At 58.6% G+C, this 13,927-nt stretch carries 10 protein-coding genes; all 10 read left to right on the top strand.

Going from position 1 to position 13,927, the window contains the following annotated elements; genetic code table 11:
- The first annotated feature begins 69 nt into the window (after positions 1-69).
- On the top strand, positions 70-1,491 hold the full coding sequence (rlmD, locus tag ONB25_00105) for a 23S rRNA (uracil(1939)-C(5))-methyltransferase RlmD (protein ID MDZ7391290.1): 1,422 nt from the start codon (positions 70-72) through the stop codon (positions 1,489-1,491).
- 132 nt (positions 1,492-1,623) lie between these two features.
- Positions 1,624-3,114, top strand: coding sequence for a glycogen synthase GlgA (gene glgA / locus ONB25_00100; GenBank protein MDZ7391289.1), 1,491 nt, complete (start codon positions 1,624-1,626; stop codon positions 3,112-3,114).
- A 208-nt stretch (positions 3,115-3,322) separates the two neighbouring features.
- Entirely contained in the window at positions 3,323-4,054 is a 732-nt protein-coding gene (locus tag ONB25_00095; GenBank protein MDZ7391288.1) for an STAS domain-containing protein, read from the top strand.
- Between the two features lie 126 nt (positions 4,055-4,180).
- Positions 4,181-4,801, top strand: a complete 621-nt coding sequence (locus ONB25_00090; GenBank protein ID MDZ7391287.1) for a polysaccharide biosynthesis/export family protein — start codon at positions 4,181-4,183, stop codon at positions 4,799-4,801.
- Position 4,802: 1 nt separating this feature from the next.
- On the top strand, positions 4,803-7,157 hold the full coding sequence (locus tag ONB25_00085) for a polysaccharide biosynthesis tyrosine autokinase (protein MDZ7391286.1): 2,355 nt from the start codon (positions 4,803-4,805) through the stop codon (positions 7,155-7,157).
- Positions 7,158-7,212: 55 nt separating this feature from the next.
- Entirely contained in the window at positions 7,213-8,169 is a 957-nt protein-coding gene (locus ONB25_00080) for a GDP-mannose 4,6-dehydratase (GenBank protein ID MDZ7391285.1), read from the top strand.
- A 6-nt stretch (positions 8,170-8,175) separates the two neighbouring features.
- A complete protein-coding gene (locus ONB25_00075; protein MDZ7391284.1) occupies positions 8,176-9,633 on the top strand; it encodes a sugar transferase in 1,458 nt (485 codons plus the stop codon).
- Positions 9,634-9,677: 44 nt separating this feature from the next.
- Complete coding sequence (locus ONB25_00070; GenBank protein MDZ7391283.1) at positions 9,678-10,976, top strand: UDP-glucose/GDP-mannose dehydrogenase family protein; 1,299 nt, start codon at positions 9,678-9,680, stop codon at positions 10,974-10,976.
- A 111-nt stretch (positions 10,977-11,087) separates the two neighbouring features.
- Positions 11,088-12,986, top strand: a complete 1,899-nt coding sequence (asnB, locus tag ONB25_00065) for an asparagine synthase (glutamine-hydrolyzing) (protein MDZ7391282.1) — start codon at positions 11,088-11,090, stop codon at positions 12,984-12,986.
- Positions 12,983-13,762: a methyltransferase domain-containing protein gene (locus ONB25_00060; protein ID MDZ7391281.1), complete on the top strand. Its 780-nt coding sequence runs from the start codon at positions 12,983-12,985 to the stop codon at positions 13,760-13,762. Before asnB ends, ONB25_00060 begins: the two co-directional genes overlap by 4 nt.
- Positions 13,763-13,927 lie beyond the last annotated feature (165 nt).

The raw sequence follows: 13,927 nt of genomic DNA, 5'->3' as shown, positions 1-13,927 counted from the left end.
AGTTGCGAAAGGAGGGGCAAGGGGGGCGTTTTGTCGTTCCTTGACCAGCGTGAAGGAGGGGCGCTGACCGTGGAAGAGGCGAAGGTGGAGAAGGGCGCGGAGTTAACCCTCCCTATTGCTTCACTTGCCTTCGGTGGTAAGGGCGTGGCGCGCGTCGGGGATTTTGTCGTGTTCGTCGAGGGGGCTTTGCCGGGGCAAGAGGCACGGGTGCGCATTATTCGACGAAGGCGCAGCTACGCGGAGGCGAAGATTATCGAAGTAGTGCGCGAGTCGCCTCTTGCCACCACGCCGGCCTGTCCGCACTTTCCGGATTGCGGGGGCTGCCAGCTCCAGAACTTGCGCTACGAGGCACAACTGGAGGCAAAGCGCCAGCACGTGGTGGACAACCTGCAGCGGGTCGCAGGATTGCCCTCACCACCGGTGGCGCCCATCCTGGCCAGTCCGGCGCAGTTCTTCTATCGGAACAAAATGGAATTCGCCTTCGCGGATCGCCAGTGGGTGCCAACCCAGCTCCTTGGAGATGGCGAGTTCCAAAGGGAGGGACTGTTCCTGGGTCTTCACCCCCGAGGGCGCTACGACACTGTGGTGGAGGTGACAAACTGCCAGCTGCTCTCTCCGCTCAGCAATGAGATCCTCGCCTACCTGCGTGCGTTCGCCCGCGACTCCGGGCTCCCTGCCTATTCCACCAAAAGTCGACAGGGTTTCTGGCGCCATGCGGTTATTAGGGAGGGCAAACAGACCGGCGAGGTGCTGGTGAACCTCGTAGTCTCTGAATCCAGGGAGGAGACCCTTTCTGCCCTTGCCTCCGGGCTGGTCCGAGAGTTTCCCTCCGTAGTAGGGGTTGTCGCCACGGTATCTACTTCCCCTGCGAATGTGGCCTACGGAGAGGACCAGAGAGTCCTGGTAGGACGTCCCTACATTGAAGAACGGCTGGGGCGCTATGTGTTTGAAGTTACAAGCACCTCCTTCTTTCAGTCCAACCCACAGCAGGCAGAGCGCCTGTACGGGATAGCGGTGCAGTATGCTGCTCTCCAGGGTGAGGAGGTGGTGTACGACCTTTACTGTGGCACCGGTACGATCAGCGTTTTTCTGGCCGAAAAGGCCCGGGAAGTCTGGGGGTTTGAGCTGGCGGAGGAAGCGGTGCGGGACGCGCACCGGAACTGCGTGCGCAATGGTGTGGGAAACTGTCGTTTCGTCAGTGGGGACGTGCGAACCACACTTGCCAGAGTGTTGGAGCGAGACGAAGCCCCTCGGCCGGAAGTGGTGGTACTGGATCCACCTCGTGCAGGTGTGCATCCGCGCGTGTTGAAGTTGGTGTGTGAGATCGCACCGCGCCGGGTCGTCTACGTCTCCTGCCACCCAGCAACACTGGCGCGGGATGTGGCGATGCTGGTTCAGTGCGGTTACCAACTCCTTGGGGTCACCCCGGTGGATATGTTCCCGCAGACCTGGCACGTCGAAGCGGTTGCCTTGCTGCAAAAAGGCACGTAGGCGGCACCCGCGTCGTCATGGGCTAAGAGCTTTTTTCTCATTGATTTTGGCACGGGAATTTCGTATCTTCAAAGGTCATCTTTTGCGGTATTATAGCCAGCGCTGTGTTGATCACTGACGCGTGAGGACGCAATGAGATCGCCGTTGAAGATCCTTTATGTGGCCTCGGAAGTAGCTCCATTCGCGAAGACCGGCGGGCTTGCTGACGTAGCCGCCGCCTTTCCGAAGGCGCTGCAGGAGCTGGGACACGATATCAGGGTGATGATGCCCAAGTACGGCGTCATCAATGAGCGGCGCTACGTGCTGCGGGAGGTGATCCGGCTCAAAGAAGTCGTCGTGGACCTGGGGGGTGAAAAGCTCGTAGGCAGCGTCAAGTCGGCATTCATCCCAGACACTAAAGTTCAGGTCTACTTCTTGGACTACCCTCCCTTGTTCGGGCGACCAGATCTCTACACGGACCCAAAGACGGGCAAAGATTGGCCGGACAATGCTGAGCGCTTCACCTTCTTTTGCAAAGGTGTGCTGGAGACGCTGAAGTTGCTCCACTGGCAGCCGCACGTCATCCACTGCAACGACTGGCATACCGGTCTGATTCCCGTTCTCCTGCGCACGACGTACAGCCAGGAACGGCTCTTTGCTAAGACCTCCACGGTCTTCTCCATTCACAACCTCGCCTACCAGGGGGTGTTCAGCAAGACAAAGTTTGCGCTCACCGGTCTTCCCCAGGAGCTCTTTCGCCCAGACGGTGGAGTGGAGTTCTACGGGAAGTTGAGTTTCTTGAAAGCGGGTATCGTTTTTGCGGATGCGCTCACCACGGTGAGCGAGCGCTATGCGGAGGAGATCACCAGCGACCCAGAGTTGGCCTGTGGCCTCATGGACGAGCTCCGCTCCAGGCGCGAAGCGCTTTTCGGTATTTTGAACGGCATTGACGACAGCGTGTGGAACCCCAAAACGGATCCGCTCATTGCGAAGAACTATTCCCTTACGGATCTTGCCGGGAAGGCCGAAAACAAGAGAGCACTCCTGGAGAACTTGGGCTTGCCGTATATGCCCGAAGTGCCGGTGCTCGGCATGATATCCCGCCTTGCGGACCAGAAGGGGTTTGACTTGGTGGCCGAAGCATTTCCCGAGCTGATGAAACATGACCTGCAGTTTGTGCTGCTGGGAACAGGAGAGCCCAGGTACCACAAGCTTTTCGCCTCGATGGCCAAGCGCTACCCGAAAAAAGTCTCGGTGAACCTACGGTTTGATAATGCCCTGGCGCACCAGATTGAGGCGGGTGCGGACATGTTCCTCATGCCTTCCCGATATGAACCCTGCGGGCTAAACCAGATGTACAGCCTTGTCTATGGCACAATCCCTATCGTGCGCGCGACCGGCGGGCTGGCCGATACCATCACCGAGTTCGACCCTGAGCGGTGCACGGGCAACGGGTTTGTTTTCGTGGAATACAATGCTCAGGCGTTACTGCAGGCGGTGGAACGGGCCCTTGGCGTATGGGCCGACCAAAAGGTGTGGCGGAAGCTGGTCAAAAGTGCGATGCGGAGCAACTTCAGCTGGAAGAATTCCGCAAGCAAGTACGTGAAGCTGTATACCAAGCTTGAGATGAGCAGGCGGAAGTGAGGAGCGCTGTCGCAGCCTGGGACATCCTGTTTCTGGAGACGACAGGCGCGCCTGTGGCAGCCCTTTTGGGGAAGCGGGCAGGCGAGAACAAGTCTATCGTTTCTGAAGAGTTAGACGTGAGATATCGATGCCGCGTGGGGTGGCATTATAGTTGCCAAGTGAAAGTGCCCGGCAGTGCACTTTGGTGAGGTAGCAACCGAAGGCACCGATGGAGGGAATTCAGCTCCGCACATCGCAGGTAGGCGCAGCAGGTACCGTCACGCTTCTTCGCGTGAAGGGGTACGTGGACGCAACCACGGCTCCCGAAATGCACAAGGCGGTGGCAAGCCTTCTCCAGCAGGAGCACTACCAGATAGTCGTCGACCTGAGTGCCGTCAATTACATCAGCAGCGCTGGGTGGGGCGTTTTTGTAGGGGAGATTAGGACGATTCGGGAGGCCGGCGGGGATCTGAAGATTGTGCACATGACCCCCGAAGTCCGTGAGGTGTTTGAGATGCTGGAGTTCAACCGCATCCTCACCTCTTATGAAAGCATCGAGGAGGCGATCGACGACTTTGACGTCTGCACGGGTTATGACCTTTCCCGAAGCGTGCGCCGCCAGGTGGTGCCCTCATTGGAGTTCGACGTGCAGCCAGCGGTCCGGGTTGCACAGCCCAGCACCACGAGACCCGCACTGGCTACGGCGGAGGGCCCCCGTGTCTTTGCCGGTGAACAAGGGCAGTTCATGCGGCCAGCTGAGGCTATCGATTTGCCCCTCACCGAGAAGGTGCGCAAGATCGTTCTGGAAAACCCGAATAGCGGAGCATGGGGGGTCATGCGCGCCCTGAACTCGCCCCGCTTCGGTTACACGCGCCTCAACTACTTCAAGGTGCGCAGCCTCCTGAAGCGGTTGAACCTGGACACTAAAGAAAAGCGCTATAGATTCTATCGGTCGCGTTGAGACATGAGTAAACTCCCTATGGCAACTCATGCGGGTACACTCCTCTGGGTGCGAGCTGAAGCCCACCGTAAACGAGGAGGGCGAGGCCCGGTCGCGTTGGCCGTGGCCTTTTTGTTGTGCACGGCGATGGCAGCTCCTGGTCGGTGTCAATCAGGTGCAGACAAGGCGGCTCCCACTTTCGGCTACGGAGACGGTGTGCGCATTTTCATTTGGGAGAGCTGGGAGCGGGCGGAATTGCAAACCTTTGCCACCAAGTTTAGCAACGAGTACGTGGTAGACGGGGAAGGTTTTATTACCTTGCCCATCTTTGGCAAGCTCAAAGTTGTGGGTCTGAGCCCAGAGGGGCTCATCGAGGTGCTGCGGGAGAAGCTCCGCCCTTATACCAAAGACCCGATCATCATGGTCACGCCGCTGGTGCGGGTGACATTGTTAGGGCAGTTTCGGCAGCCCGGTTCGTATCGGGTTGACCCCCGTGATGCGCTTTGGAGCGTCATCGAGCGAGCGGGAGGGCCAGGGCCGGACTGTGACCTGCGCCGCCTCCAGCTTAGGCGTGGCGGGCAAACGGTGCGCAAGAGTTTGCTGGCAAGTTGGGAACGGGGCTCATCTCTCATGGAGATCGGCGTGCGCAGCGGCGATGTCATCTATGCGCCGCGCGTGCCGCGTGTGACCTTCCGCGACGTGGTCTACTACTTCCAGTTTATGGTCTCCCTGGTTTCACTGTACGTTGCCATCAAGAGGTGGGAATAGTATGGGTGTGCCTGCCGACGGGGGCCTGCCCAACATAGAAAGCTTGATGTTGGAAGAGGAGGCGCCACCGTCTCAGTTCAATCTGGGACGCTTGGTGCGCGGCATCTTCCGTCGCAAATGGATCGTGGTGGGGGTGACTCTCTTGGCGGTGGCGATAGCAGCCTATCGCGCCAGTAAGATGGTACCCCTCTACAGCGCCACTGCTCGTATCTATGTCCGTGGCTACGAGGGGAAAGGCGGCGGAGGCGCAGCCCTCGAGACCGCGCACGTCTGGGAGTTTGGTACCCGTTCCTTTGCCGAGAGAGCAGCAGCACAGTTTGGTCTTACCTGTGAGCTCCAGGGGGCTTTCCGCAGTATGGCACCTGGACAAGTCTTCCTCGAGTTTCGCGCTGAACAGGAGCCGGTTACCGGTGGTTACGTGCTGGACCTCGATGCGCAGGGGGGCTACACCCTCAAGAAGATCGAAGGGCAGGGGGATGTGGTGCTGGCCAGGGGCCCGGTCAGCCAGATAATTGACAGTTCCCTCACAGTCAACGGCTTTACGTTTCGCCTCCGGCGCGATGTGTACGCCCCTTCGCTGAGTATCCCTTTCCGCGTGCGCAGCCTGCAGAGTGCTGCGAGCTTTCTCCAAAGTCGGGTCAAGACCATCTTCCGCACTCCGGCTGATGTGGTGGCGGTCATCATGACCGACACTGACCCGGTGCGTGTGGCCAACATGGTCAACCACGTGGCGGAAATCTACATCGAAGAAGCGAGAAACATGCGGCGGCGGGATGCGCAGCGCACCATCAGCGTGTTGGAAGGAAGGGCAAGAATCGCAGAGGAGAAATACCGGGCCAGCGCTGAGGAGCTGCGCAAATTCAAACAGCGCTATCCCTTTGTCGAGGCGGCAGGCGCAGTTCAGCAGAGCGATGTGCTGGTGAGACTGGAGGCCCAGCAGCGCGCCCTCACCGACCGCAAGAAAGCCCTGCGCATCTTGGTGGATGAGCTGGGTTCGGACTTTTCTCCAGAACGACGTGAACAGACGGGACGGTTTGTGGTCCACGCGCTGGCCCAGACCGAAGGGCTGGCCACCGTGCCTGAGGTGCAGCTGGCCATGCAACGTCTGGGGGACCTGGAGCGGCAGTGGCAGACAGTAGTGGTGGGCCGAGGCCTCACCGATGCACATCCGCAATATCGCGAGTTGAACGATAAGATAGTGCGCGAGTATCGAGCCATAGCTGAGGCGGCACGACAGTATCTTACGTCCTTAGATCAGCAGGAGCAGGAGCTGGGCAGGACGATCGCACAATTCCGCTCGCAGAAGGCGGTGGCGCCGGTGATCATGGATCAGTACGCCGAGCTGCAGCGCCAAGCAGAAGCAGACGGGCGGCTGTATAACGAGCTGCTGCGTCTGTTGGAGGAAGAGCGAATTGCTCAGTCCGTCGAGGCGCAGAAGATTGGCTTCTTGGACCGCGCCACCGTGCCGCAAGCTCCCATTTCCATGGGGCGCAAGAAGGTTCTTATGCTCGGGGGACTGCTCGGACTATTGGTTGGCTGCTTGATCGCGGCCATTCTGGAACTGGCGGACAAGACCATTCGCACCGCGGAAGATGTGCGCGCCTTCCTCCGCCTGCAGGTGTTGGGAGCCGTGCCGGCATTGGACTTCAAGGACCTGAGTGAATACGACGACTCGCAGCGCGCGCGTCTGGTGGACAGGCTGTTGGTGACCCACGACTACTCGCCCACCCCCATCGGCGAGGCCTATCGCGCGCTGCGCACTAACCTGCTCTTTTCTAAGCAAGCGGGCAAGATCCGCGCTCTGGTGATTACAAGCATTGCGCCTAACGAGGGCAAGTCCTTTACCGCTGCCAACTTGGCTATCATCATTGCCCAGCAAAAGACAAACACCCTGCTTGTGGACGGCGACCTTAGGCGAGGTGTGCTCCACAACACGTTCGGGTGTCCCAAGGAGCCGGGACTGACCAACTACTTGTCCGGTACGGCGACCCTGTCGGAAATCGTCTCCGAGACGCACATCCCCAACTTGTCGCTGGTGAGTTGTGGCGCGCTGATCCCCAATCCATCGGAGCTGTTAGGTTCGCTGCAGATGCGCCGCTTCATCGAGGAGGTGCGTCGCCGGTTCGACGTGGTCATCTTCGACAGTCCACCCCTCAATGCCGCCACTGATGCCATCGTCATCGGTACGCAGGTAGATGCGATGCCCATCGTCATTCGCGCCGGCAAAACAAGGAGAGATGTGGCCAGAGAGCGCCTGGAGGCGTTGAAGAACATCCCGGTCAACGTCCTCGGCGTGATCCTCAACGGCGTGGAGTCGTACCGCTCACACCAGGCCTACAGCTACTACCACTACTGAGGGGGTGGGTAAGGACGTGGTGGGCGATGGCGTTCCCTGAGGCGAGGACAAAAGTATGCACATTTTGATAACCGGCGCAGCCGGCTTTATTGGCTCACACCTTGCTGAGCGGCTGTTACAAAAGCAGCACACCATCGTGGGGTTTGACGACTTTAATGATTTCTACGACCCGGCAGTCAAGCGCGCTAATGTGCAGGCGCTACTGGAAAAGGATGACTTTTATCTGGTGGAAGGCGATATACGGGATCTTACTGCTTTGAAGAGACTGTTTTCTCAGGAGCGGTTTGATGCCATCATCCACCTCGCTGCCCGTGCCGGTGTGCGGCCTTCCATTCGCGAGCCGCTCCTGTATCAGGAGGTTAACTGCCTGGGCACAAACAATCTCTTAGAAATGGCCAGGCAGCACGGCGTGCAAAAGTTTCTGTTCGCCTCCTCCAGTTCCGTCTACGGTGCTAACCGCAAGGTCCCCTTTGCTGAGGACGACCCTGTGGATCACCCTGTTTCGCCTTATGCCGCGACCAAGAAGGCAGGTGAGTTGCTTTGCTACACTTACCACCACCTGTTTGGCATCTCGGTGAGCTGCTTGCGCTTTTTTACCGTGTACGGTCCGCGGCAGCGGCCAGACATGGCCATTCACAAGTTCACTAGGCTCATTGACGGCGGCGAGCGAGTACCAATGTTTGGCGATGGAAGCTCGCGACGTGACTACACCTACATCACTGACATCATCGATGGTGTGGTGGCGGCGCTGGAGCGCTGCCAGGGCTATGCCATTTACAATCTCGGCGAATCGCGCACTGTGGAACTGAGATATCTGATTGAGCTCATTAGCTCCTGCCTGGGCAAGCGGCCCCACGTCGAAGTGCTGCCGGAGCAGCCCGGCGACGTGCCAATTACCTATGCAGATATCAGTCGGGCGCAGAAGGAGCTGGACTATGCGCCCAAGGTGCCGATCGAGGAAGGCATCCCCCAGTTTGTGGAGTGGTACCGCAAGAATGCAAGTCGTTCCTGAAAGTCGATGGTAGAGGAAAAGGAAATATTCCTGCGCGGTGTGGCGAGGGTGTTGGACCTCCTGGTGGTGGTGCTCTCGTTTGTCATTGCCTATTTCCTCGACGAATGGCTGCGCCAGCTTATTGAGCTCTCCATCAAGGCCTACAGCCGAGGGCCAACATTACAGGGGCTCCTTGTTTTCACGCGCGGGAATATGTGGATGCCTGTCATCTTTCCCCCTCTGTGGGTGATATTGATGGGGTTCTTGGGCCTGTACACTGAGTTCCGGCTCAAGACCTTTGGCCAGCTGGCGTCGATTATCATTAGAGGGAGCCTTCTGGCCGGGATTGCTGCAGGCAGTGTGGTGTTTGCCCTTCAGGCGCAGCTCACCAGTCGCTTCTTTATCGCCGTCTTCACCTTCACCGCTACCCTCATGCTGCTGGTGGAAAAGAGGCTTTTCCTCTCCTTCCTCGATTACATCCACATGCGCGGCTACAACCAGGTCAACTTGCTGATTGTAGGGACGGGCAAGAGGGCAAGGGAATTCATCCGTGCGGTGAAAAACCATGCCAACTGGGGGCTGCGCATTGTGGGTCTTATCGATGATGAACACGGGATGTATGGCAAGGAAGTGGAGGGGTACCGGGTGCTGGGGCGGATTCAGGACATCCCGTTCATCATTCATCGGAAGGTCATTGACCGGGTGATCTTTGTGGTACCTAGGCTATGGCTCCATCGCATCGACGAGGCCATCCTCGCCTGCGAGAAGGAAGGAATCTCCACCGCCATCAGTCTGGACCTTTACGACCTGCACATCGCCCGCACTCGCCAAACAGACTTCAGTGGGTTCCCGCTGTTGGAGTTCGAGACCTTCAGGGCACGCCAGTGGGAGCTTTTCGTCAAGCGTACCATGGACATAGTCTTGTCCATCTTCTTCATTATCCTTTTTGCACCGCTGATGGCCGCCACTGCTTTGGCGATAAAGTTGACCTCGAAAGGGCCGGTGCTCTTCAAGCAGACCCGGTGTGGGTTGAACGGGCGCAAGTTCACGTTGTACAAGTTCCGCACCATGATTGTCGGGGCGGAGATGAAGCGCCGCGAGATAGAGAAGATGAACGAGATGGACGGCCCGGTCTTTAAGATCAGGAAGGACCCGCGCGTAACGCCAGTGGGTCGGATTCTGCGCAAGACCAGCATCGATGAGTTGCCGCAGTTTTTCAACGTGCTGAAGGGGGACATGAGCATTGTGGGGCCGCGACCGCCCTTGCCAGTGGAGGTGGAGATGTATGAGGTGTGGCAACGGCGCAGGCTGTCGCTCAAGCCGGGCATCACCTGCATCTGGCAAGTGAGCGGACGCAACAAGATCTCCTTCGAACGCTGGATGGAAATGGACATGGAGTACATTGACAACTGGTCCTTGTGGTTAGATGTGAAAATCCTGTTGAAGACCATCTTTGTGGTGCTCTTTGGCTACGGCGCGTCATGAGAAGGATACAGTAGGGACAGGTTGACAGGGTAAGGAGGAGGCGCATGAACATCTGTGTGGTGGGAACCGGATACGTGGGGCTGGTGACGGGCACCTGCCTGGCCGAGTTGGGCAATGATGTGGTCTGCGTGGACAAAGACCATGGCAAGATCGAGAAGCTCAAGAAGGGGATCATCCCCATTTATGAGCCAGGGTTAGACGACCTGGTGGCCAAGAACGTGCGCGAGGGACGCCTGCACTTTGACACCGATCTGAAGCCGGCAACCGAACGCTCCCTGGTCATTTTTATCGCTGTGGGCACTCCCCCGAAAGAGGACGGTTCAGCCGACTTGCAGCACGTGGCCGAGGTGGCAAAAGAGATTGCCCGCTACATGAATGACTACAAGGTGATAGTCAACAAGAGCACGGTACCGGTAGGTGCAGGCAAGTGGGTCAAAGAGATTATCGAAAAACACCAGACGCACAAGGTCAAGTTCAGCGTGGTTTCCAACCCGGAATTCCTGCGGGAGGGTTCGGCTATTGATGACTTCATGCGGCCGGACCGGGTGGTCATCGGCGGCGAGGACAGCGAGGCTATCGCCATCATGAAGGACCTCTACTCGCCTCTCTACCTGATCGAGACCCCCTTTGTGATCACCAACTTGGCCAGTGCGGAGCTCATCAAGTATGCCTCCAACGCCTTTCTTGCGACCAAGATCTCCTTCATAAACGAGATCGCGATGGTGTGTGAGCGGGTGGGAGCAGATGTGCACCACGTGGCCAAGGGGATGGGATTGGACAACCGGATCGGCCGCAAGTTCTTGCATCCAGGCCCCGGCTTTGGGGGGTCGTGTTTCCCGAAGGACACTCGCGCACTAGTGCAGGTTGCTGAAAAGGTGGGCTGCGACCTCCGCATCGTCAAGGCCACCATTGAGGTCAACGAGCGGCAGCGACAAATAATGATCGACAAGATCAAGAATGCAGTCGGTGATCTGCAAGGGAAAGTGATCGGGGTGCTCGGCCTCTCCTTTAAACCTAATACCGATGACATGCGCGAGGCCCCATCGATCACCATCATCAATGCGCTGCTGCAAGGCGGTGCGAAGGTGAAGGCGTACGACCCTGCGGCTATGGAGGAAGCCAAGAAAATCCTCCCAGATGTGCACTATTGCAAAGATACCTACGAAGTGCCCAAGGACGCGGACGCGCTTGTTTTCCTCACCGAATGGAACCAGTTCCGCAGCCTGGACCTGGATCGGCTGAAAAAGTTGTTGCGCAAGCCAGTGGTCATCGACCTGCGCAACATCTACGAGCCGGACAAGATGCGGGAGAAAGGGTTCGAGTACGTTGCTGTGGGGCGCTGAAGACTCCCGTGGCCAATCCGTCTGCTGCGCAGGGCACGGGGTGGAGGGCTGGCTCCGTGCCTTTTGTGTGGGCAGGAGGGCTACAACCATTCTTGGACAAAGGTTTACTTGATGTGCGGCATCTGCGGCATCTACTACGTTGACGGGGCGAGAAAGGTGGACCCCCATCTCTTGCGGCGCATGGCGCAGGTCATCGTGCACCGCGGGCCCGACGATGACGGCTTCTTTCTTGCCGAGGGTGTGGGTCTGGGGATGCGCCGGCTAAGCATCATCGACTTGGTCACGGGCAAGCAGCCCATCAGCAATGAAGATGGCACCGTGTGGGTGGTGTATAACGGCGAAATCTACAACCACCTTTCGCTGCGCCGCGAGTTGGAAGCCAAGGGGCATCGCTTTCGCACCAAAGCCGACACCGAGGTTATTGCGCACGCCTACGAAGAGTATGGCGAGCGCTGCCCGGAATATTTCAACGGCATGTTCGCCTTTGCCCTCTACGATGCGCGGTCCAGGAGGCTGTTGTTGGCGCGCGATCGGCTGGGCATTAAGCCGCTCTACTATGCCTTTGACGGCCAAAGGTTGGTGTTCGGCTCCGAGCTCAAGTCGCTACTCCAAGTGGAGGACATGCCGAGGGAGCTGGACGTGCGCGCGTTGGACACCTTCCTGACCTTCGAGTACATCCCGGCACCCTTGTCCATATTCCGCGGCGTGGCAAAACTCCCCCAGGCGCACACGCTGCTGCTTCAGGACGGTCAGGCTCGTGTGCGCGAGTATTGGCACCTCGCATTCGGTACTGGGGAGCCGGTCATCAAGTCTGAAGAGCAATGGGGCGAAGAGCTGGTGTCACTCCTTGGTGACGCAGTGCAAATGCGCCTCATGAGCGACGTGCCCCTGGGTGCCTTCCTGAGTGGCGGGCTTGATTCCAGCTCCGTGGTGGCCATGATGAGCCGGTCCATGGACCGGCCGGTCAAGACCTTTTCCATCGGCTTCAGCGAGGCCAGCTACAACGAGTTGGACTATGCTCGTACTGTGGCGCACGCCTTCGGCACCGAGCACCACGAGGAGATCATTACCCCGGACGCGGTCTCACTGACCGAAACCCTCATCGCCCACCTGGACGAGCCGTTGGGTGACTTTTCCATTTTTCCCACGTACATGGTCTCGAAGATGACGCGCCAGTACGTGACCGTTGCGTTGTCCGGGGATGGCGGGGACGAGCTTCTGGCCGGATACGACACATACTTGGCTGACCGCCTGGCTCGCTCTTACCTCCACCTGCCGCGTGTGCTGCGTCAGGGGGTCATCGAGCCCCTGGCTCGGCGCCTTCCCCCCACCGAGAAGAAAAAGGGCCTGATCAACCGCACCACGAGGTTCGTGCAGGGCATGGCTCTGCCTGAGCATCTGCAGCACGTGCGCTGGATGATCTTTCTGTCCCAGGCGCAAAGGCAGGCCCTGTACACGCCCCCACTGCAAGAGGCCCTGGCGGGAACCAACCCATATGAGTTCATTGAGGCCTACTTTGAGCAGGCCCGGGGCGCTGACCCGTTGAGCCAGCAGCAATATGTGGATATCAAGACCTACCTGGCCGATGACATTCTGGTCAAAGTGGACCGCATGAGCATGGCTGTCTCTCTGGAGGCCAGGGTGCCATTCCTGGATTACCGGCTGGTGGAGCTAGTGGGCCGCATGCCAAGCTGGCTGCGCCTCCGCAATGGACAGACCAAATACATTCTCAAGAGGGCCATGCGGGGCATCCTGCCGGAAAAGATTCTGACAAGGGGTAAGGAAGGCTTCAGCATCCCCATCAAGAACTGGCTGCGGGCGGAGTTGCGCCCCATGATGTTGGATCTCCTTTCGCCCGAACGTTTGCGCGCCCAGGGGTACTTCGAGGATCGCTATGTCGAGTCGCTTATCAAGGAGCATCTGGCCGGAAAGGCAAATCACAGTCATCAGCTCTGGGCCCTCATGGTGTTTCAGAAGTGGTATGACTTGTACATGCGGAGGGCAGCATGACACTCGCCGCCTCACCCTCAACCCTGATTGAGGAGATTCGCCAGTACTGGAACAGCCACATCCACGACTTGGAGGTGGTGCGGCACGAGGTGGGAACACTAGGCTTCTTTGAAGATCTTGACGAATACCGGTTTGACAAGCTCCGCTATCTGCCACGATTGGTTGACTTCAGTGGCTTTGCCGGCAAACGGCTGCTGGAGGTGGGCTGTGGGGCAGGAGTGGACCTCGTACGCTTTGCAAGGGGTGGCGCCATCGTCACCGGCATTGATTTGGCCGAGCAATCTATTGCCCTGACGAAACAGAATTTCGCGCTCCGGGGCCTCTCCGGCGAGTTTCTCGTCATGAACGGCGAGGCAATGGACTTTGCCGACAATAGCTTCGATGTGGTCTATGCCCACGGTGTGCTGCAGTACACGGCCGATGCGGGAAAGATGATCCGGGAAATATACCGTGTCCTGAAGCCAGGAGGGGAGGCCATCATGATGGTGTACAATCGTCACTCCTGGCTGCGCCTTCTGTCCAAGGTGATGCACGTGGCGCTGGAACACGAGGATGCCCCGGTGTTGCGGGTGTTCAGTGCAGGCGAGTTCCGCAAGCTCTTGGAGGGCTTTCGACAGGTGCGTCTGGTGTGCGAGCGTTTTCCGGTCAGGACGCGCTTGCACGGCGGTGTGAAGGGCCTTCTGTACAACTGGCTTTTCGTGCCCGCCTTCTCCGTGCTCCCCAAGCCGTTGATTCGCTGGTCTGGGTGGCACATCATGGCCTTCGCCCGAAAATGAGGGTGGTCCATCCGACGGAGACCCGCGCTGAGGATTCTGGGCCTCTCGTCAATGGGCCAGGGTGGGCGCCGACGATTGTTTCCGGCGGCGTACCTCTCCTCACCAGAGGGAGCACGGTTCGGCTCACGTGAGGGCGGAGGACGGCGCCCCCCCATTGTTTCGCGA

The sequence above is a fragment of the candidate division KSB1 bacterium genome (assembly GCA_034506335.1).
In the GTDB taxonomy this organism is placed as follows: domain Bacteria; phylum Zhuqueibacterota; class Zhuqueibacteria; order JANLFK01; family Oleimicrobiaceae; genus Oleimicrobium.
The sequence above is the reverse complement of the archived record's forward strand: the minus strand, read 5'-3'. Positions and strand labels throughout refer to the sequence as shown.